At 43.3% G+C, this 21,814-nt stretch carries 20 protein-coding genes; 15 read left to right on the top strand and 5 right to left on the bottom strand.

Annotation, left to right across the window (positions count from 1 at the left end; all coding sequences use genetic code 11):
* Positions 1–200: 200 nt before the first annotated feature.
* Positions 201–3,248, top strand: coding sequence for a transglycosylase domain-containing protein (locus IEW93_RS06620; protein WP_188738203.1), 3,048 nt, complete (start codon positions 201–203; stop codon positions 3,246–3,248).
* Positions 3,249–3,293: 45 nt separating this feature from the next.
* Here IEW93_RS06620 and IEW93_RS06615 read toward each other — a convergent pair whose 3' ends face one another.
* The gene (locus tag IEW93_RS06615; protein WP_188738200.1) at positions 3,294–3,731 is read right to left on the bottom strand and encodes a DUF3429 domain-containing protein; all 438 of its coding nucleotides are present in this window, start codon (positions 3,729–3,731) and stop codon (positions 3,294–3,296) included.
* 82 nt (positions 3,732–3,813) lie between these two features.
* Between IEW93_RS06615 and IEW93_RS06610 the strand changes: the two genes are divergently transcribed.
* Positions 3,814–4,305, top strand: a complete 492-nt coding sequence (locus IEW93_RS06610) for a GNAT family N-acetyltransferase (RefSeq protein WP_188738199.1) — start codon at positions 3,814–3,816, stop codon at positions 4,303–4,305.
* On the opposite strand, the gene IEW93_RS06605 is transcribed toward IEW93_RS06610, so the two are convergent.
* Positions 4,302–4,472 (bottom strand): hypothetical protein, encoded by a 171-nt coding sequence (locus tag IEW93_RS06605; protein ID WP_188738197.1) that lies wholly within the window; start codon positions 4,470–4,472, stop codon positions 4,302–4,304. The genes IEW93_RS06610 and IEW93_RS06605 overlap by 4 nt on opposite strands.
* Before the next feature lie 47 nt (positions 4,473–4,519).
* Entirely contained in the window at positions 4,520–4,744 is a 225-nt protein-coding gene (locus IEW93_RS21995) for a hypothetical protein (RefSeq protein WP_229706634.1), read from the bottom strand.
* A gap of 103 nt (positions 4,745–4,847) precedes the next feature.
* Here IEW93_RS21995 and IEW93_RS06600 point away from each other — a divergent pair, with 103 nt between their 5' ends.
* The 12 genes from IEW93_RS06600 (at position 4,848) to IEW93_RS06545 (ending at position 18,055) form a co-directional block, all read left to right on the top strand.
* Positions 4,848–6,095, top strand: a complete 1,248-nt coding sequence (locus tag IEW93_RS06600) for a DEAD/DEAH box helicase (RefSeq protein WP_188738195.1) — start codon at positions 4,848–4,850, stop codon at positions 6,093–6,095.
* A gap of 181 nt (positions 6,096–6,276) precedes the next feature.
* Positions 6,277–8,340 carry a PhoX family protein gene (locus tag IEW93_RS06595; RefSeq protein ID WP_188738193.1) on the top strand — a complete coding sequence of 688 codons (2,064 nt, stop codon included), beginning with the start codon at positions 6,277–6,279 and terminating at the stop codon, positions 8,338–8,340.
* 147 nt (positions 8,341–8,487) lie between these two features.
* Positions 8,488–8,874, top strand: coding sequence for an SMU1112c/YaeR family gloxylase I-like metalloprotein (gene gloA2 / locus IEW93_RS06590; protein ID WP_188738191.1), 387 nt, complete (start codon positions 8,488–8,490; stop codon positions 8,872–8,874).
* A 260-nt stretch (positions 8,875–9,134) separates the two neighbouring features.
* Positions 9,135–11,444 carry a TonB-dependent receptor gene (locus tag IEW93_RS06585; RefSeq protein WP_188738189.1) on the top strand — a complete coding sequence of 770 codons (2,310 nt, stop codon included), beginning with the start codon at positions 9,135–9,137 and terminating at the stop codon, positions 11,442–11,444.
* An 80-nt stretch (positions 11,445–11,524) separates the two neighbouring features.
* Positions 11,525–12,205, top strand: coding sequence for a Fe2+-dependent dioxygenase (locus tag IEW93_RS06580; RefSeq protein WP_188738187.1), 681 nt, complete (start codon positions 11,525–11,527; stop codon positions 12,203–12,205).
* Positions 12,206–12,346: 141 nt separating this feature from the next.
* Positions 12,347–13,135, top strand: a complete 789-nt coding sequence (locus IEW93_RS06575) for an AzlC family ABC transporter permease (RefSeq protein WP_373284883.1) — start codon at positions 12,347–12,349, stop codon at positions 13,133–13,135.
* Positions 13,132–13,440, top strand: coding sequence for an AzlD domain-containing protein (locus tag IEW93_RS06570; protein WP_188738185.1), 309 nt, complete (start codon positions 13,132–13,134; stop codon positions 13,438–13,440). The genes IEW93_RS06575 and IEW93_RS06570 overlap by 4 nt, the downstream gene beginning before the upstream one ends.
* Before the next feature lie 92 nt (positions 13,441–13,532).
* Positions 13,533–14,927 carry a UDP-N-acetylmuramate:L-alanyl-gamma-D-glutamyl-meso-diaminopimelate ligase gene (mpl, locus tag IEW93_RS06565; RefSeq protein ID WP_188738183.1) on the top strand — a complete coding sequence of 465 codons (1,395 nt, stop codon included), beginning with the start codon at positions 13,533–13,535 and terminating at the stop codon, positions 14,925–14,927.
* Positions 14,928–14,952: 25 nt separating this feature from the next.
* On the top strand, positions 14,953–15,612 hold the full coding sequence (locus IEW93_RS06560; protein WP_188738181.1) for a flavin prenyltransferase UbiX: 660 nt from the start codon (positions 14,953–14,955) through the stop codon (positions 15,610–15,612).
* A 7-nt stretch (positions 15,613–15,619) separates the two neighbouring features.
* Entirely contained in the window at positions 15,620–16,150 is a 531-nt protein-coding gene (gene hpt / locus IEW93_RS06555) for a hypoxanthine phosphoribosyltransferase (RefSeq protein ID WP_188738178.1), read from the top strand.
* Positions 16,151–16,349: 199 nt separating this feature from the next.
* Positions 16,350–17,285, top strand: coding sequence for an ABC transporter ATP-binding protein (locus IEW93_RS06550; RefSeq protein ID WP_188738397.1), 936 nt, complete (start codon positions 16,350–16,352; stop codon positions 17,283–17,285).
* Positions 17,285–18,055: an ABC transporter permease gene (locus IEW93_RS06545; protein WP_188738176.1), complete on the top strand. Its 771-nt coding sequence runs from the start codon at positions 17,285–17,287 to the stop codon at positions 18,053–18,055. Before IEW93_RS06550 ends, IEW93_RS06545 begins: the two co-directional genes overlap by 1 nt.
* A gap of 115 nt (positions 18,056–18,170) precedes the next feature.
* On the opposite strand, the gene IEW93_RS06540 is transcribed toward IEW93_RS06545, so the two are convergent.
* Both IEW93_RS06540 and IEW93_RS06535 read right to left on the bottom strand, forming a co-directional pair.
* A complete protein-coding gene (locus IEW93_RS06540) occupies positions 18,171–19,133 on the bottom strand; it encodes an integron integrase (RefSeq protein ID WP_223418772.1) in 963 nt (320 codons plus the stop codon).
* 76 nt (positions 19,134–19,209) lie between these two features.
* Positions 19,210–20,166: an IS1595 family transposase gene (locus IEW93_RS06535; protein WP_188738175.1), complete on the bottom strand. Its 957-nt coding sequence runs from the start codon at positions 20,164–20,166 to the stop codon at positions 19,210–19,212.
* Between the two features lie 347 nt (positions 20,167–20,513).
* Here IEW93_RS06535 and IEW93_RS06530 point away from each other — a divergent pair, with 347 nt between their 5' ends.
* On the top strand, positions 20,514–21,008 hold the full coding sequence (locus tag IEW93_RS06530; RefSeq protein ID WP_188738173.1) for a hypothetical protein: 495 nt from the start codon (positions 20,514–20,516) through the stop codon (positions 21,006–21,008).
* Positions 21,009–21,814: the final 806 nt, after the last annotated feature.

Here is a 21,814-nt window from a genome sequence, read left to right as displayed (position 1 = left end):
CTAGATAAGAACGGTTTTTGCCTTGTTGATGACAAAAATGGTTTTAACGGCTTAAAAAGTAATATTTAGTTATTTTGTCTATATCTAATCAGTTTATCCATCTGATAAAATTAGCTTCATTTGATATGCTACCTGTCTATCATATCAGTCAAAAAATAAAATATGCATTATATTGGTGTTATGCGTTAGTTGGAGTGTTTGTGTCGAGTCAGCATACTGAACGTCAGTTTGATAATTACCGCCCAAAAGAGTCACAGGTAAAGCCAGTTAAAGCCCGTAAAAGTAAAGCTGGTTTGCTCATGATTATTCTTATTTTAGCCACAGCCTATTTGGTTGAGTTTGAAGTAAGAACATCGTATTACCAATCGTACTTTTTACACAAATACGCCACCAAGTTAACTTATCAATTGCGTGACTATCCCAGCGACGCGGTTATTTATCCTAAATATGGCCCGTTTGATGACCGTCATGGTTACAGCCAGTTGCCTAAGAAAATTGAACGTTTAATGGAGCGTAATTACCAAATTACTCAACAAGTGGCATTTTCGCCTATGTTGATGGATTACACCGAAATGGGTTTCTTTCCGCCATATCACGAAAAAGCCCAGTCAGGACTTCTAATTAAAGACTGCCGGGCCATGACAGTGTTTGATTTCTCCTATCCTAAACGTGTTTATCAAGATCAAGATACCATTCCGCAGCAGGTTATCAGCACCTTGTTGTTTATTGAAAACCGCGAAATGCTAAGCCCTGAAGAAAAATATAATCCTGTGGTCGATTGGCCCCGTTTTGTGTTGGCCGCTGCCAGCCAAGTTGCAGAAATTGCCGGTGTCGATATGTCAAAGGCCGGTGGCAGTACATTAGCCACTCAAATTGAAAAATTCAGGCACTCTAACCATGGGTTAACGCTAAGTATCAAAGACAAGTTGCTGCAAATTGGTTCAGCCATTATTAGGGTGTATCAACAAGGCGAAAGTACCGTTAAGGCGCGCCAACGTATTGTGCAAGATTATCTTAATACTGTCCCCCTCTCGTCGGCTCCGGGGTTTGGTGAGGTGCATGGTATTGGCGATGGTTTATGGGCGTGGTTTAAAACTGATTTTGCTCAAGCAAACCAGCTATTGCTTAGCCGTCATACTCAGCAAAATGCAGCCCAGCGCGGTAAAGTATTTAGAGAAATAGTGGCGTTAATGATAGCCCAGCGCCGGCCATCTTATTACCTACTGCAAGGCCATGATGATTTAGAGTCATTGGTTGACAGCTATTTACGTTTATTAGGCCGTGATGGCTTAATTGATACCCAGTTAATGGTGTCGGCATTAGAGCAAACGTTAAAGTTTGATACCACTAAGTCAGCAATGACTAACCCAGCCAACAACAAAGGGGTTAATGCTGTGCGCATTCGCACAGCAGGCATGCTGGATGTTAATTTATATGACCTAGACCGCTATGATTTAGCCATTAACAGTACTTATCATGGTGAGTTACAACAAAAAGTGAGTGATTACTTACGCAGCTTATCTCAGGTTGGCGCCGCAGAGCGTGTTGGCTTGTTGGGCGAGCGTTTACTGTCTGCCGAGCAGTTAGATAAGGTGCTTTACAGCTTTACCTTGTATGAAAGTACCGACAGCGCAAACCGCGTGCGTATTCAAACCGACAGTATTGATCAACCTTTTGATATTAACGAAGGCAGTAAACTGGAGCTTGGCTCTACCGCAAAACTGCGCGTATTAGCCACCTACTTAGACATTATTGCCGAACTGCAACAGCGTTTTTCGGCAATGACGGTAGCCGATTTGCGTCAGGTCGATGTTGAGCGCAAAGATCATATTACCCGTTGGGTGGTGGATTATTTGATCACCACCCGCGACCGTAACTTAACCCGTATGCTTGACGCAGCTTTGCAGCGCGAATATTCCGCGTCACCAGAAGAGCGCTTTTTTACTGGCGGCGGTTTGCATGTATTTAATAACTTCAATAAAAAAGAAAACAGCCGCATACCGACTTTATATCAAGCGCTGCAAGAGTCTATTAACTTACCGTTTGTGCGCTTAATGCGCGATATTGTCAGTTACAGCAGTAGTTACAATAGCGAAGGCAGTGTGTCGCAATTATTGCGTAATGACAAAGACCCGCGCCGCGAAGAATACCTAAAAGCCTTTGCTAAACGCGAAGGTAGCTCGTTTGTAAAACGTTTTTATCGCAAATATCGCCAGCTTGCTCCTGAGCAACGTTTAGACGTGTTATTTGATGGTATCGCGCAACAAGAGCATAAATTAACGGCAGCATATCGTTATTTAAAACCTTACGATGGCGAACGTGAACTTAACGCCTTTTTAGCTGCCCGTTTGCCAACTAAAAGTTTTACCGACAAACAAATTAACTTGCTTTATAACAAGTACGGCGAAGACAAGTTTACCTTGGCCGATCAGGGTTATATTGCCAGGGTTCACCCGTTGGAGTTATGGGTATTACGGTATTTAAATGACTACCCAGAAACGGGCTTAACTCAAGTATTAGACGATGCTCAGCCACAATTGCAAGCCGTGTATCGTTGGTTGTTTAAAACTCGTCATCAAAATGCCCGCGATGTGCGGATCCAGGTTATGCTTGAGGTTGAAGCGTTTTTGAGTATCCACCAACGCTGGGTACGTATGGGGTATCCGTTTGAATACATGGTGCCGTCATTAGGTTCTGCATTAGGTAGCTCGGGTGACAGGCCCGCAGCATTAGCCGAGCTGATGGGCATTATTCAAAATGACGGTTATCGGTTCCCAACGGTGCGCATTGATGAACTGCAATTTGCTAAAGACACCCCTTACGAGGTGACGCTTGCTAATAATAAGCAAATGGTCACACGAGTGATGCATCAAGAAGTCGCTAGAGCGCTTAAGCGTGCACTTGGCAATGTCGTACAAAATGGCACAGCCAGACGACTAAACGGCAGCTTATTAGATGCCAACGGCCAATTGATCATCATGGGCGGTAAAACAGGTACTGGTGACAACCGTATTGCGACCGAGATCCGAAACGGTCGTAAGGTGTCGTCAACGGCAATAAACCGCACCGCCACCTTTGTATTTTATTTAGGTGACCATCACTTTGGTACGTTAACCGCGTTTGTACCAGGTGAAAAAGCCGACGACTTTAGCTTTACCTCTGCACTGCCATTACAGGTATTAAAAGGCATGATGCCAATTTTATCGCCAATGATTAATTATCAAGAGCAGTGCCAGGCCGGATTATAACTGGCATCAAGCCCATAGATACACTATGGGCTTGGCAGGTTTTACTTATTGATACAAGCTGAGCATCACCACAATATGACACACAGCAACAACACTAGTGAGGATTGTGCGCAGAGTAATGTAGCTGGTGGTCGCAGATAATTGTTTGGCTTTAAACTCGATATACAGCAAATACACGTAACCACTGACCAGTAAGATTAATGCCGACAATTCAAACGGCGTTAATAATGCAATCCAACAACCTAGCGCAATAACATTACTGATAATCAATAATTTAGCGATACCGTCATCGAGATCCAGTGCTACAGCTTTGCCCCATAATGCCCCCGCCATAAAACTTAAAATAATCGCGCTATAGCTGATAAAACCCAGTAGTGTATGCTCGGGTGATAACAGGCTGTGATTAAAGGCCAGCAAACTGAGTGTAACAAACGGGATTAAGCCAGCAAATCCAAGCCATTGCCAGGTTCTAATATGTTTCATGGTGTTTCCTTAACGACAAATGAAGACCCTAGAACCAATATAATTGATCTTGGTTGTACAGCCTATAGGTGAGCAAAACGTAATGGATATTTATCTTAAAGATGTGTGTGAGCATGATTTAGAGAGGTTATTTGCATTTCAGTATGACCCCATTGCTAACAAAATGGCAGATGTGCCATCGCGTGAACGCGAAGCTTTTTATCAGCATTGGCAGCAGAATATTTTTGCAAATAAGCACAGCTTGGCAAAAGGGATTTGGCAAAATAACCTGTTAGTTGGTCATTTAGTATCGTGGGTTAATGCTGATCTAACCACGCCTAATGAACCTGAAATACGCTTAATAGGCTATTGGATTGGGCGTGAATATTGGGGGAAGGGCATTGCTACTCAGGCGCTAGCACTGTTTTTAAAACAATCTATCACAGGCCCAGTTTTTGCCTATATCGATGGGCAGAACCAAGGCTCGTTAAGGGTGGCTCAGGCCAACGGGTTTGTGAATGTGACCGCACAATACCCGTCGCTGTATATTAAAGAGAGTTTATTAATATTTAAGCGTGATAGCGTTAAAAGTTAATGACCAGCACCACCGCAGCCACCACAACAACTGCCACCATTGCCTTGTTTTTTCTGTGGCGTGTCTGTTTTCGGTGCGCTGTTGGTTTGTTCAGCTTTAGGCGCAACATGGCTAACAGGTTCAGTTTGTTTGGCTGGTTTAAAAATACCGCTAATTGAAAAACTCATGATGATGCCTCGAGATGATTATTTAAACATATAAATATTTTACATGTTTAAATTGTATTCCTCTTTTTCAACGAGTCAAGTGCTTTTAGTTGTAATTTAGCCATATGTGGCGCATCGCACTGTTTAGCGAAGATAAGTAACCCCAACTCTGGATAATAAATGTATATCAAACAGCTCTTTGCACCGATAACGTTATCAGCGCAAACTTCAAGTTTGAATGTATCGTATGGCGTTATTGTTAGGGTCTGTTGATCTTTCAAGGTTTTATTCATCTCTCAACCTGAGTTGAGATTAAGTATTTTGATGAGCAGATCATTTACGTGATTGCGGTTATGGATTTGGTATAAAATACAAATTCTAGTTATTGGAGCGTTTATGTCTTTTGCAGAATTATCGTTACACCCAAGCTTATTATCTCGATTGGCTGAATTAGATTACCAGCAAGCCACCCCTATACAATTAAGTGCCATTCCAGTGATATTAAGCGGTCAAGATGTGATGGCAGGGGCACAAACCGGCACGGGGAAAACGGCAGCATTTGCATTACCCATTTTGCATGCCATTTTGAGCCAGCAAGCGCTTAATCCTCATAATAATTTTAGCGCCATTCGCGCGCTGGTATTAGTACCTACGCGCGAGCTTGCACAACAAGTTCACCACAGTATTGAGCAATATGCCCACGGCAGCAGCATTACCAGTGTGATGGTGTACGGTGGTGTAAGTATTGGCGCGCAAATTCGCCAGCTTGCTGGTGGCTCAGACATATTAGTGGCAACACCTGGGCGTTTATTGGATTTGCTGCGTAAAAGAGCGTTGTCTTTATCGCAGTTAACTCACCTTGTATTTGACGAAGCCGATCGTATGTTAGATATGGGCTTTAAAGACGAAATTATTGATGTGTTAAAACAAGTGCCAAAAACCCGGCAAACGCTGTTGTTTTCGGCCACCTTAGATGATCGTATTTTTAGTTTTAGTAAGCGTTTATTGCAGTCGCCTAAAGTCATTGAGGTGGCCAAGCGTAATACCACTGCCGCAAGCATTGTTGAGCGTGTTTATAACCTCGATAGCAACCGAAAGTGTGCCGCCTTGTGTCATTTAATCAAGGCAGAAAAATGGCAACAAACCTTGATTTTTAGCCGCACCAAACAAGGTGCCGATGCTTTAGTTAAACAAATGAAGCACGAGGGCGTGAGTGCTGAAGTGTTTCATGCAGATTTATCGCAAGCCTTGCGTGAGCAAGTGTTAAGCCAATTTAAAAATGGCGAGTTAACCGCATTGGTGGCTACAGATGTTGCAGCCAGAGGCCTAGACATAAACGAGCTTAATTATGTCGTTAATATGGAATTACCGTTTCAAGTAGAAGATTATGTCCATAGAATTGGCCGTACAGGTCGTGCAGGTAATCAAGGCCAGGCGATCACGTTTCTCAGTGTTGATGATGAGCCAATACTGATAAAACTCGAAGCCTTTTTAGATCGCCGCCTACCGCAACAATGGTTAACAGGGTTTGAGCCTGATTTAACTCAACTTGCTGTTACTACTCGTAAAACGACCAAAAGCGCGTTAAAGCAGCAAGCCCGCAAAAAAGCCTTAGGTCAACGCCCATCACGTAATAAAAAATAATCACTTAGGGCCACTTCATAATGGGAGTGGCCTATTCTCCTATTGTCATTACCGTCTTTTAAATGCCACATTTTTGTCACGCTTTTTGAACCTTGTTGTCACATTTGATGCTTATCTTAATTGTCGAATAATCATACCTAGATTGAAGCAGTTATTTTGTGAGCATACTTAAGGACAATATATGAGCAAGGCGACGTTTAACCCAACTCGTTTTAATAACAGTAATAACACTCCTTTTAATGAAGTGATGGAAAAACACCTGTCACGTCGTAACTTTGTTAAGCGTGGTTTAGGGCTAAGTGCCCTGACTGCCTTTGGCGGTTTTGGGCTAAGTGCCTGTGGTTCTGATAATGATGACAGCACCACAGAAACACCAACCACTCCGACAACACCAACTGCGCCAACTAAAAGTTCTGCGGTATTAGGGTTTGAGTCAATCCCTGGGTCGTTAACAGACGCAGTGGCCATTCCTGCGGGTTATTCTGCTTATGTATTAGCACCATGGGGTACGCCTCTTAACTCAAAAGCCGCAGCATGGAAAGATGACGGTAGTAACACTGCAGATGATCAAGCAAACTCAGTGGGTATGCATCATGACGGTATGCATTTTTTCCCGCTTAATGATGCAGGTGATGATGGCTTACTATGTATTAACCACGAATACATTGACCAAGATGCCTTACACCCTACAGGCCCAACGTATGACACCGATGGCAAACGCAGTGTCATCGACGAGGTGCGCAAAGAAATCAACGCCCATGGCGTGTCAGTTGTACGGATTAAGTTAGTGTCTGGCATGTGGCAAGTGGTTGAAAACGATAGCTATAACCGCCGCTTTACCGGTGCAAGTGTTATGGATATTGCCGGTCCACTAGCCTATAGCTCATACCTGGAAACACGCTACTCGCCAGACGGCAGCCAGGCGCGCGGTACCTTAAATAACTGTGGTAATGGTTACACGCCCTGGGGCACGTATTTAACCTGTGAAGAAAACTGGCCAGAATACTTTGTCAATAAAGGCGAACGGACTGAAGAGCAATCACGCACTGGTATTCCTAGCACTGACACGCGTTATGGCTGGAATCATCTAGCAGGTCATGACGAAGAGCGCCTAGACGAGTTTGCACGTTTTGACATGACACCAACCGGCACAAGTGCAGCGAACGATTACCGTAACGAAGCCAATGGTCATGGTTATATTGTTGAGATAGATCCATACAATCCTAACTCTCGTGCAGTTAAGCGCACAGCATTAGGCCGTTTCCGTCATGAAGGTTGTGTGTTTGGTAAACTTGAAGAAGGCAAGCCGCTGACTTTTTATTCTGGGCATGACTCTCGCTTTGAATACCTCTACAAGTTTGTGTCAGACGCAGTGTGGGACGCCGCAGATGCTAACAGCAGTAACCGCTTAAGCATGGGCGACAAATACATGAATGCTGGCACATTGTATGTAGCAAAATTCAGCGAAGACGGAGTAGGTGAGTGGTTACCGTTAACTCTTGACGGCATGACAACTGACGGCGGCACATTAGCAGATAGCTTTAGCTCATTAGAAGAGATTATTTTAAACACAGCTGGTGCAGCTGATTTAGTGGGCGCAACCCCAATGGACCGCCCTGAATGGGCAGCGGTTGACCCATTTACTGGCACGGTTTACCTGACACTGACCAATAACAGTCGACGTACTGAGAGCACTAACCCTGCTAATCCACGTTTAAATAACAACTTTGGTCATATTATCCGTTGGGATGAAGGCGACGCGGCAACAGAGTTTAGCTGGGATATCTTTGTTTTTGGCTCGCCAGATGATGGCGATGCAGAAACCAACTTATCTGGCTTAACCGACCTTAACCAGTTTGCCAGCCCAGACGGATTAGCATTCGATGCCCGTGGTATTTTATGGGTACAAACCGATAATGGCGCATCTGAAGTAGGTGAAGAAACCAACGACCAAATGCTAGCCATTGTGCCTTCAACTATGCTTGATGCTGACGGCAATCAACAAGTGGTTGGCGCCGACAATCAAACACAACTTAAACGTTTCTTTGTTGGGCCTAACGGCTGCGAAGTCACAGGTTTTGCCATTACGCCTGATTACACCACGGTATTTGCCAACATTCAGCATCCAGACAATTGGCCTTATTCAGATAAAGCTGATGAAGCTACACCAGCAGGGGTTAGTGTGCGTCCACGCGCTGCCACTGTGATTATTCGTAAAGATGATGGTGGCGCAGTGGGTGTTTAATAGGCTGTAGGTGACTCAGAGCCAATTGCAAGATAATTCATGAGTTACCTTAAGCTGTAACCACTTTTCATGCTGATTAAAACCCTGATAGACTTGTGCTATCAGGGTTTTATTATTTATTAGCGTATTATTAATAACAGGAACGTTATGCTAAAAGGCATCCACCATGTAGCCATCATTTGTGGCGATTATCCTCGCTCAAAAGCATTTTATACTCAGGTATTAGGGCTTAAGATTATTGCCGAAAATTATCGCCAAGCGCGCGATTCCTACAAACTGGATTTAGCCTTGCCCGACGGCAGTCAAATAGAACTGTTTTCGTTTAATGGTGCCCCGCCAAGACCGAGCTTTCCTGAGGCACAAGGATTACGCCATTTGGCATTTAAAGTCGACGATATCAAGCAAGTGGTACAGCATTTACAACAGCATGATGTAGAGGTTGAGCCCATTCGAGTCGATGAGTACACTAATAAGCAATACACCTTTTTTAGTGATCCAGATGGGTTGCCACTCGAGCTATACCAAACCACTTAATAGCGTTTTACTCACCGTTAATCTTTAACCTCATCCAAGTTTGTGCAGCCTCTATGTTGAAATAGGCTGTACATTTAGTGTCAACGACATCTTTAATTTGTTACTGGCTGTCATCTAATGCAGCGCAAATATACATTGCTAACTACAATCTTTACACAAATGATAATGATTTGTATTTGTGATCTTCGTTGTGTTTGTGTAAAGTGCGTCACATAAAAGCACTTTCATAAACGCTAATTAATAAAAGGATGATGTTAGACATGAAATCGAACCGTTACAGTAAGTTATCATTGGGTGCCCAAGCTGTTGCTGCTGCGTTAGTGTTTGGTAGTCCTGCGGTTTATGCTGCAGATACCAACAATGAAACTTGCGATAAGGATATATTAGCTAAATGTAAACCAGCTGAAACAGACGAGTCTATTGAGCGCATTCGTGTTCATGGTGTACAAAATTCAGTTTACATGTTTAACAGTTCGGCCGACAAACGCCGTTTGGCTGAGTTAGTCGATACGCCACAGGTCATCACGGTATTAACCCAAGATCAAATCCAAGAGTCAGGAAACACCGACCTTAAAGACATTTTATCTGCTCAAGCAGGTGTAACTCTTGGTACAGGTGAAAACGGTAACGCATTTGGTGACCGTTACATTATTCGTGGTCACGAAGCCCGCAGCGACGTGTTTGTTGATGGCCTTCGTGACCCAGGCATGACAACCCGCGAAAGTTTTGCCACTGAGCGCGTTGAAATTACTAAAGGCCCAAGCTCAACATTTGCTGGCCGTGGTTCATCGGGCGGTGCCATTAACAGCGTAACCAAAAAAGCCTCTGTTGCCTATGACTTTGGCCGAGTAGATGTTGGGGTAGGCAGTGACGACCACAGCCGCGTAACCATTGACTACAACTTACCATTATCAGAAAAAGTCGCTGTGCGCCTAAACGGTTTAACTGCACAAGAAGATAAGCCTGGCCGCGAGGGTATTAGTCGCGACCGTAATGGTGTGCAATTATCGGGTGTGTATGAAACCACAGATGCCTTATCGTTTATTGCCGATGTGTATCATATTAAAGCAGAAGATGTGCCCGATTTAGGCAGCTATTTTGATCAAACCACTCGTAAGCCATTAGAAGATATTCCGGTATATGCACAAGAAGGCGACTTTTTAGACTCAGAGGTGACCACCTTTACTCTGCGCACAGAGTACGAGCTTAATAGCGACATTACCCTGTACAACGCCACGCGAGTTGGCCATACCGAAAACGGCTATATTACAACGGGGATGGGCGGTACAACCCGTGCCGATACCGATGCCACAGCACCAGGCGCAAGTACGTTAACATTAAGTACTCACCAGGGTAATCAAGATGTGGATTATGTTAGCACTCAGTTCAATTTATTCTGGAACACTAAAATCTTTGGTTTTAATAATAAGTTAGTGTTTGGTTTGGAATACACAGACGAAAATGTCGATAACGGTGTGTACACTATTACCAATAACAACCCGACAAACTGTACTACCAATGGTCGTCGCGGTGTGTCTGAGTCTTATTGTATTATCGATGGTGATGGTAATACGGTTGATAACATCAGCCAACTTATGGGGCGCAGTTATGTTGATGGCGGCTCAGATGCAGTATACGACATTGAAACTGTGTCGGCGTATATGATGGATAACGTTGAGTTAACCGAGCAATTGTCTATGTTTTACGGTTTAAGGCTCGACAGCTTTGACTACAGCAACGACACAACCAATGCGCTTTATGAATATTCAGACACCATGTATAACTACAACTTCGGTTTGGTTTACGACTTGTATGAAGACGCTAACATTTATGCTAACTACAGCACGGCTACCAACATCAATGGTGGCGAGTCTGACCTAGGAGCAAACTGTGGTTATGGCGGTATTTGTGGTACTGAAGAGCAAGCCACAGAAGCCGACGCTGAAATCGTTGAAAACATCGAACTTGGCACCAAGTGGATGTTATTTGATGACAAAATGATGTTCTCAGCATCGATTTTCCAAATCACAAAAAGTGATGTAATGGAAAGCGTTGGTGACAGCTACTCAACCTTAGGTACGCTCAACACAGGTGAAAACCGCGTAAAAGGGATTGAGTTTGGTATGGTGGGTAACATTACTGAACAGCTCAGCATTCAATTCTCTGCCGCTAAAATGGATTCAGAAATATTAGATTCTTACGACCCAGCAAACATTGGCTTAGCGTTAAGTAACTTTGCAGATGAAAGCGCGTATTTACAATTACGTTATCAAATATCAGACTCATTTGTATTTGGTGGTAGCTACACTTACCAAAGCGAAATGTACGGCGGCCAACCAGATACTGCGGCAGGTTATGACACGACTAATGAGCGTTACAGCATCGTAGTGCCTAACTATCAAGTGGTTGATTTATTTGCGAGTTACAATGCTACTGAAGCCTTAACATTCCGCATTAACGTGGGTAACGTGTTAAACGAAGAATACTGGACAGCGGCATATCGTTCAGGTTCATTTATGTACCTTGGTGATGCTCGTAATTCAAGACTGTCGATGACATACGAATTTTAATCGAGCGATTTACCGATAACACCAACGCTTAACTTCTCGTTAAGCGTTGGTTTTTTGATTTTAAAAAACAGGAAATAAGCATGGTTGTTATAGAAAAAGTGCTCAGCAAAGAGCAAGTCAGCGCTTATCGTCAGCAGTTAGCGCAATGTCCATGGGGCGATGGCCGTAAAACCGCAATGGGGATGGCAGCTTCAGTAAAAAATAACAATCAAGCCGATGCACAAGATACCAACGTTCGCCAGCTGGCTAACCAGCTTTTAGGGTGCATTGGTGATACGCCTAAAATCGTTTCCGCGGCATTACCGCATAAAATTTTCCCACCGTGTTTTAATCGTTATAGTGAAACCGAAGAGTATGGCTACCATGTCGACGCCGCAATTATGCGGATACCGGGCACGAGTGAAGTGATCCGCAGCGACGTGTCGATGACGGTGTTTTTAAGCGAGCCAGAAGAATACGACGGCGGTGAATTGGTTATCTCTACTGAATTTGGTCAGCAACAAATTAAATTGCCAGCCGGATATGCAGTGGTGTATCCATCAAGCAGTTTACATAAAGTTACCGCGGTCACTCGTGGCCAGCGTGTTGCTGCTATTACCTGGATGCAAAGCATGGTGGCAGATACAAACTTACGCCAAACCTTGTATCAACTTGACCAAAGTATTCAAAAGCTGATTAACGCCAACAAAACCGATCGCGCCGAACTCGACAATTTACACAATGTGTATCACAACTTAATTAGACAATTTACCCAGCTATAATACGACAAAAAGGGCGTGTATTTTGTCAATATACGCCCTTTGATTTACTCACCGCGTAAAAAAATGAAATACTCATAACGCTTTACTGCATTATTCAGATTAAGCTAATCTTCTTGCCAACTGAGCGCATAAGGAGATGATGTGAGCACTGCCGAATCTATTACTCGATCCACCAATAAAACCAAATCATTTTTTGCAGGTGCCTTAGCGGTGATGCCATTAACCATTGCAGTCATCCCCTGGGGCATTTTAGCCGGCTCATTCGCACTAGAGATTGGCCTCACTGCGATAGAAAGCCAGGCCATGTCGGCGATTATTTTTGCAGGCAGTGCGCAATTGGTCGCCCTCGGGATGATAAAAACCGGTATTGGTATTGGCAGCATTTTAATCACCACCTTGCTCATAACCTCAAGGCATTTACTCTATGCCATGGCCATGCGCAGTCACATTAGCCCATTACCCCTTAAATGGCGGCTAGGGCTGGGGTTTTTACTCACCGACGAGTTATTTGCTATTTCAAACCAGACTCATGGCGGCCAAACGTCTGCACAGCATCAATTTGATCGCTGGTATGCGCTGGGTGGCGGTTTAACCTTTTATATTGGCTGGAACATAGCCACCTTACTCGGCATAGTCGCTGGCCAGTCTATCGATAATTTAGGTGAGCTTGGGCTCGACTTTGCCATTGCTGCCACTTTTATCGCCATAGTGGTCCCCACAGTGAAAAAGCCGTCAATTTTAGTGAGTGTATTAGTGTCGCTCACCTTAGCGGTGGTGTGCGCCGTGTTTGCCATTCAAGCTGGTTTATTGATTGCCGCCATATCGGGCATGGCTGCGGGTATGGCTTATGCCAAATTCACCAATGAAGGCATTGCAACTACTGATACCCCCGGTGCTGATATCACGCCCACCAAGGAGGACAACCTATGACATGGTTGATTATTTTATCAATGGCAGCGGTGGTGTTTGTGAGTCGGCACTTGTTATTAGAACCCAAAATCCCACTTCGGTTGAGTAAAAACACCTTAACCTTTTTAAGTTACTCTGCTCCTGCTGTTTTAACGGCCATACTCGCCCCTATTGTGTTTGTACCAGAGGGTAAACTGGCCATTAGCATGCATAACCCTTATTTAACCTGTGCGCTGGTGGCTACGGTGCTGGCTTATATTACCCGCAACACCTTACTTACCACTGTGCTGAGCATGGGGTTATTTTTCTTTTTATATTCGCCCTAATCCCATTGATGATTCTCAATAATTGTTAACTGACATTCACTGGCGCAATAGATTAGAATAAGCGCCATATAATGGATCAGTAGAGTGAAATCATGCACGTACACATTTTAGGGATTTGTGGCACTTTTATGGGCGGATTAGCCCTGCTTGCCCGCGCAATGGGCCATAAAGTGACCGGAAGCGACGCCAACGTTTACCCGCCAATGAGCACTCAGCTTGAGCAACAAGGCATTGAACTAATACAAGGTTTTGACCCAATCCAACTGGGTAAAGAAGGCGAGAATCAACCCGATTTAGTGGTGATTGGTAATGCCATGAGTCGTGGTAATCCTTGTGTTGAAGCGGTATTAAACCGTGGCATGAAATACACCTCAGGGCCGCAATTTTTATCAGAACATATATTGCCAAACAGGTGGGTGTTAGCTGTGTCGGGCACTCATGGTAAAACCTCAACCTCAAGTATGCTCGCCTGGGTGTTAGAGTATTGCGGTTATGAGCCGGGTTTTTTAATTGGTGGCGTACCACAAAACTTTGGTGTGTCAGCGCGCTTAGGTAATTCACCGTTTTTTGTGGTTGAAGCCGACGAATACGACAGCGCTTTTTTTGATAAACGCTCTAAGTTTGTTCACTACCGTCCGCGCACGCTGGTAATCAATAATTTAGAGTTTGATCATGCCGATATTTTTGCCGATCTGGCCGCCATTCAACGTCAATTTAATCATGTTATTCGCACCGTACCAGGTGAGGGGAAAGTGATTTGGCCACGCGACGTTGACGCTGTTAAACAAGTGATTGATATGGGCTGCTGGAGCGAGCAAGAAACTTATTCTAAACACGCTACAACAACTGAACCAAGCGCCTGGCAGTCGCGTACGATTGCCGACGACGGTCACGAGTTTGAAGTGTTGTTTAACGGTGAAACGCAAGGCGTTGTGAGTTGGGGCTTGATTGGTCAGCACAATATTGAAAACGCCATAATGGCCATTGCTGCCGCTCGTCATGTTGGGGTTGCGCCTAATCACGCCATTGAGGCATTAGCGCAATTTAGCCCGCCAAAACGTCGTTTAGAATTACTTGATACGGTTAACGATATTAGCGTGTACGACGATTTTGCCCATCACCCCACAGCGATTGCCACCACCTTACAAGGTTTACGTGCCAAAGTGGGCGTTGATACCAATGCTGCGGGGAAGATTATTGTCGTGCTTGAGCCGCGCTCCAACACCATGAAAAGCGGTGTGCATAAAGACACCTTAGCCAATTCGATGGCGTTAGCCGATGTGGCATATTTATATCAAGCAGACAATATTGGCTGGGATATAAGTGCCAGCATGGCAAATGCTCCAATCCCCGCAACTGTATACCACAGCATCGACGACATCGTTAACGCTGTTGCCGACACGGCAAATCAAGGTGATACCGTGGTGATAATGAGTAATGGTGGTTTTAATGGTATTCATCAAAAAATCATTAAGGCATTAGCGTAAACGTCAATGCAATAGAGGATACAAGATGGCCTACGCCAAAAAAGCCAAAGCAATAAGTCTCGCCTGGACCGGTGCCTCAGGTGCGCCGTATGGTATTAAGCTACTTGAATGCTTACTGGCGAACGACTACCAGGTATTTTTAATGATATCCAGTGCCGCGAGAGTGGTACTGGCCACCGAGCATGGTTTACAACTTAGCGCCAACCCAGACAAAGCCAAAGCGCAATTGCTTGAACAGCTTGATACCCCAGATGCTCCCCTTAAAGGTGAGTTGGTGGTGCTGGGTAAAGATGAATGGTTTTCGCCACCGGCCTCAGGCAGCGCTGCGCCAAAACAAATGGTGATTTGCCCGTGTTCAACGGGTACGTTAGCGGCAGTGGCAACAGGTATGAGCAATAATTTGCTCGAAAGAGCAGCAGACGTTGTACTAAAAGAGCGGGGGCAATTGATTTTAGTTCCGCGAGAAACTCCGTTTAGCGCCATACACTTAGAGCATATGCTAAGCCTAACCCGCAATGGCGCCACCATTATGCCAGCAGCACCAGGCTTTTATCATAATCCCCAATCGGTAGAAGATCTGGTAAACTTCATGATTTCCCGGATCCTAGATCATTTGGGTATAGAGCACGACTTAACGAGTCGCTGGGGATACGGACACACCCAGCCAAACGACATCGACAATTGAGATATTTATGAAGCACACAATTGAAATGATGATTTCTGAGCAAGAAATCAATAAAACGTTAGACCAGCTAGCTGAGCGTATTAATGCACATTATGCCAACAGCGAGCGCTTATTAATGGTTGGCCTGCTAAAAGGCTCTGTCGTGTTTATGGCCGATTTGTGTCGTCGTATTAAAGGTCATGTTGAAATCGATTTTATGTCTGTGTCTAGCTACGGCAACAGCATGAGTAGCTCGCGCGATGTTAAGGTACTTAAAGACGTACAATCTGATATTGCAGGCCGAGATGTACTTATAGTTGAAGACCTCATTGACTCAGGCAACACCCTAAACAAAGTACGCGAGATGCTACTACTGCGTGACCCAAAAAGTCTTGCGCTGTGCACGTTACTCGACAAACCAGAGCGCCGCGAAGTTGATGTGCCAGTCGACTTTATCGGTATTACCATTCCTGACGAGTTTATTGTGGGTTACGGTATCGACTATGCCGAGCAATATCGCAATCTGCCTTACATTGCTAAAGTGGTGCCGCTAGATTAAGTGGGGCTTTTTACATTCCCTATCCATACTTGCCAACATCGAGCATATTCTGGTTAATTGGGTATACACTCCCGCTTTTCGGCGGGAGTATTGTTTTAAGTGTCTAAAGATTTTTGCATCTTTTTTCATTTTTATAACGTCTTTAGCAGTACGTAATAAGAAGTGTTTAATGCGCAATTCATGGATTAGAGGTATGGCAATGAGTAACACCAACAATGCATTGGTGATCGAAAACCTTAAAAAAACCTATAAAGGCGGCGTGCAAGCGGTTAAGTCGATCAGTTTGACGGTAAAGCAGGGCGACTTTTTTGCCCTGCTTGGCCCAAATGGCGCTGGCAAGTCGACCACAATTGGCATTATCAGCTCGTTAGTGCAAAAAACCTCTGGCTCTGTGTCTGTATTTGGCTTTGATATCGACAAGCAGCTTGAACAAGCCAAACTGTGTATTGGATTAGTGCCGCAAGAGTTTAACTTTAACCAGTTTGAAACCGTACAACAAATAGTGGTTAACCAAGCAGGCTATTACGGTGTGCCTAAAGATGTGGCATTACAACGCGCCGAAAAATACTTAACTCAACTTGATTTATGGCAAAAGCGCAATGCCCAAGCCCGCGAGTTATCGGGCGGTATGAAGCGTCGTTTAATGATTGCGCGTGCGTTAATGCACGAGCCCAAACTGCTTATTTTAGATGAACCAACCGCAGGGGTAGACATTGAACTGCGCCGCTCAATGTGGGATTTTTTAAAGCAAATCAATCAGCAAGGTGTGACCATTATTTTAACCACTCACTACCTAGAAGAAGCCGAAATGCTGTGCCGCACCATTGGCATTATTGACACAGGTTTGCTGGTGGAGTGCACCACCATGAAAGCCCTACTCAGCAAGCTTGATGTGGAGACCTTTATTTTAGATTTGCGCCATGACTTAGAGACCGCGCCGCAATTGGCTAATATGAATTGCCGCTTAACAGACCGTCATACTTTAGAAGTGGACGTGGCTAAATCGCACAATATTAATGAGCTATTTGCTCAATTGAGCGCCGCAAACATCGAGGTGTTATCAATGCGCAATAAAGCCAACCGCCTAGAAGAATTATTTGTAGAGCTGGTTGAAAAAGCCAAGGAGTCAAAATAATGAATAGTCTGTATTTTGTGGCTTTTAAAAGTATTTTAACCAAAGAAATTAACCGTTTTACCCGCATTTGGGTGCAAACGTTAGTACCGCCAGCTATCACCATGACCTTGTATTTTTTAATATTCGGTAACCTAGTTGGCAGCCGGATCGGTGAAATGGGCGGCGTGTCATATATGGAGTTTATCGCACCAGGCTTAATCATGATGTCGGTTATCACTAACTCATATTCTAATGTGGCATCGTCGTTTTACAGTGCCAAATTTCAACGCAACATTGAAGAAATCATGGTCGCGCCTGTCCCGCATTACGTGTTAATTGCCGGTTATGTTGGCGGTGGTGTTGCTCGTGGTTTGTGTGTAGGTTTAATCGTAACCCTAGTGGCGATGTTGTTTGTGAACATCACTCTACACCATGTAGGTTTAGTCATACTTACAGTATTTTTAACCTCAGTGTTGTTTTCGCTGGGCGGGTTAATTAATGCGGTGTTTGCTAAAAGCTTTGACGATATTAGTATTATCCCTACATTTATTCTAACGCCACTGACCTATTTGGGCGGCGTTTTTTATTCGTTATCGTTATTACCAGACTTTTGGCAAGGCGTGTCAGCGCTTAACCCTGTTGTGTATATGATTAACGTATTTCGCTACGGCTTCTTAGGCTTTGCCGACATTAGTGTGCCATTATCAATCGCCATTATGGTGGGCTTTTGTGCCAGCCTATGGACGCTGGCGTATTATCTTATATCTCGTGGGATTGGTTTACGAAGTTAATACATACCAAGCACAAAAAGCATTGATAAAGGGCTCGGAAGGGCCTTTTTTTGTGGGCGTTATTTAACAGGGATTTACTCAATAGGTTTTATCTCGGACTAAGTAATTATTATTGCTAACTGTAATCCATTGGGCTTTGTACACCTGTTTGGTGCAAACCTGCAACATGGGTATAAATCTGGGTTGTTTTTACATCATTATGGCCGAGTAATTCCTGCACGGTTCTTATATCGTGACCACGTCTCAGTAAGTTTGTTGCAAAGGAATGCCTAAAAGTATGAGCGGTAATGCGTTTAGTGATAGTCGTTTTCTGAACTGCTTTTTTTAATGCCTTTCTAAATGTTGTTGGGTCAATATGATGTCTGCATCTATAGTCATTAACAGGATGTGACACACAGTGAATCGAAGGAAAAAGATATTGCCAATGTAATTGTTTGGCGCTTGTCCCAAACTTTTTGAGTAAGCTAGGAGGCAAAGAAGCCATCCCTAATCCCTGAGATAAGTCGTGAGCATGAGTCTCTCGCACAAGGTGCATCTGCTGCTGTATGGGGTCAATGGTCATTTTAGGTAAAATACAAACTCTATCTTTTTTACCTTTACCTCTAAATACAAAAAGTGTGCGATTTTCAAAATCGATATCCTTAAGTCTAATACTTAACGCTTCAGTTAATCTTAGCCCCGCGCCATATAATAAACAGCCAATCAGTTGGTATTTACCATGTAAATTATCAATGACCTGTTTGGCCTCAACATCATTTAATACCTGCGGAATACGACTTGGAGGTTTAGCATATGGGAACTGTAAATTATCAGTATCGATAGCTAATACATGTTTAAACGCAAAAACAAGGGCGCAAAGGGCTTGCTGTTGTGTACTGCTTGATACGTGTTTATTGTTTGCCAAAAATGATAAAAATTGTTCAATATGGCTAGGGGAAATTTGCTTTGCCGTCGAAAAACGAAAATGGCGAATAAAATATCGATTCCAATACAAATAAGATTTTTCAGTTTGATAGCTGTAATGCCGTACTCTAATTTGTTGTCTAATCGCTTCTAAATATCCAGTTCCTGCCATCATTTCCCCCTTTATGTTACCTGCACTGTGTTTATATAAGGGCTATCCACTTAGCACAACCAACCACTATATATTGTGGTTATCGATCTTTAATTGATTGGTACGTTATCGGCTTAGAACGCACTGCTTGTTCAAGCAGCCTGTAGAATAATAATCCCCGAGAATCTGACTTTCTTCTGTTGAAGCGAAATGTAAACTCATCTAAATAATAATCAAGTTGCTTAGCCTTTACCGCGCCTTGATATGTACCTAAAAGCCATCTTTTACATAATGATGAGACTCGATGTACCCCAGCCATTGTTTCATGTGCAGGTACAGATGAACCTAAATGCACTATTCGGTTATGCTTATATCCTTTCTTGTCTATTTGTTTGTATGCTTGAGAGCCATCACTACAAATTGTACTACCAGGTTCAATTACATCTTGAATGAATTGATGGATATGTTCTTTAGTTGCACTTTCCACTTGCCTTAAACGTATCCGACCAAATCCAGAGGGTGATAGCAGCTCAACAGCGACCAAAACTACAGCCTTACGCTTACCCTGTTGATTTTTAATAGATGATTGCGGAACGACGCCACCTATTAGTGTTTCGTCAACCTCTACGATGCCGGATAACTTATCCCTTTCAGGATCAACCATGGCATGTCTTAACTTGTGCATTAATGACCAAGCGGTTTGATAACTCCCAAGACCTAATAGCCTTTGAACTCCAAGAGCGCTGACACCATTTTTTTGATTTGTAATAAACCAGACCGCAGCAAACCAACTTTTCATGGGGGTTCTTGTTTTGTCAAAAAGTGTACTTGATGTTACTGAACACTGAGAACGACAAGCATGACATTTTAACTTGCCATTACTTAACTGATAAGGTGATTGATGGCTTGAACAGCTTGGACAAATGAATCCGTTTGGCCAACGAAGTGCGTAAAGGTAGCTGATGCAAGATTGTTCATCATGAAACCAATCTACAAACTCGTCCCAACTTGTAGGGTAATCAACGCCAGCTTTTAATAAATACGATGAAGTTTTCATTACTACATATTGACACTGGTGGCGCTAAATGGATAGCCCTTGTTTATATACAGTTATAATGGGTTTTGACGTGTTTTCAAGCTAAATCGGCTAATAAGTAAACTAAAGTCGTACGGGAAATAATTTGATTATTTTTTAATGCATTGAAATTAATGCACTTTTAATCTTTGACGAATATTAAGTCCACTTTTAACGTGCAAGCTCGCTTTTATTTGTCAGTGGAGTTAAATTAAATCGCTTTACATCAATAAGATAGTAAATGTAGGATGTTAATAATCAATAACTTAAAGGGCGACTTTAATTTTGTTTTGCCCTTCAATAAGCTGTTATGTGACAAGGAGTAGAAGTTGATATCTGGAGCAGTAGGAAAAATTATAGGTCTAGTATTAGCACATAGTGTTTTGATTGGCAGTGATTTACAAGAAGGTGAATTATTAGTTCCTTTAGTTATTTACTATCAAGGTGAAAACCGAGAAATTAAAACCTTTGAAGCAGACACCCAGCAAAATGCGGTTATTCTTGGACAAGAATTTTTAAACACCTTATCGCAAAAATCCGATAGCTGGGCATATGTGCAGGATGGATTAATAACTCTTGAAAACGGAAGTAAGCAAGATGTCTATTTTATCAAAGCTTGGGCTAAGGGGATGTCAAAGCCTATGGAGTTATACCAAATGTATAATGCACAGCCTTTTGCGTTGGTCGACAATATTAAAGTGTTAAATTACTCTGATACTGGTTTAAACCCAGAAGATGCTGATTATTTTGTCGCAGCGTTAGATGAAGGTATATTTTCACACCCATCTGCTGATGAAGAAAACATAGGACAGTGGTTTAAATAAATAGCCACATAACAAGCCATTACAGTAACGGGACTGCTAACAGCTTGCTCGGTTCCGCTTCGCTTCACATTTTAGCAAGCTATTATCAGCCCCTGAATGGGGCGTTATGTTTACTTGTATTTCAGTGGCTTAAAAACTCTTTGAACTCTGTTCTTTGTCCCTTTGGCCATTCGTCCGAGTTGCCTCAGCAAATCGGCATTATCGGCCTAAGTTCTTTAGTTTCTTCGGCTGTAAAACATGCCAATATTCGTGGGTTGCTTCATTTTCAGGTCGAGCTGGCTAGGTTTTAGTTCTCTGGCTTAAAGTCGCTGTGAGGTTCTTGGTCAATCAGCAATTTGCTTGGCAGTTGCCTCGGCAATTTTCCATTGTCTTGCGCTGTGATTGGAAAGAAAGGGCGCTTGTTGTTACTTCGGCGGGTTGCCTCATTGGGCAGGGAAGTGGCATTACTTGTTGCTGGTTTATCGCCTTTGGCGGTCAAGTTGGTTCTTGCGTTGTGGTCTAGCTCATAAAAAACGTTATAAATCGCAGTTCTTTCTCAATTAAATCATGTGGTTGTGGTAAACATAACAAACAATTTAAGAGGGATTCCCAACGCTTGGCATTTTTGCTTCTACTTCATTTTTAGTGGTTACGGAACAGTGCTTTAGGTTGGGTGGTAGCGTTGCTCACCCCTTAATTGGGCGTTGAGGCTGTAGAATTTCTCCAAAATAGACGTTTTTAACGTCTATTTACTAAAAAACAAGTTGGTTGTTTTTTGAGCTTGCGGTGTATCGATGCCTGTGATCTAATAGATATTATTCACCTAC

The sequence above is a fragment of the Shewanella inventionis genome, assembly GCF_014641855.1.
GTDB lineage: Bacteria > Pseudomonadota > Gammaproteobacteria > Enterobacterales > Shewanellaceae > Shewanella > Shewanella inventionis.
The sequence above is the reverse complement of the archived record's forward strand: the minus strand, read 5'-3'. Positions and strand labels throughout refer to the sequence as shown.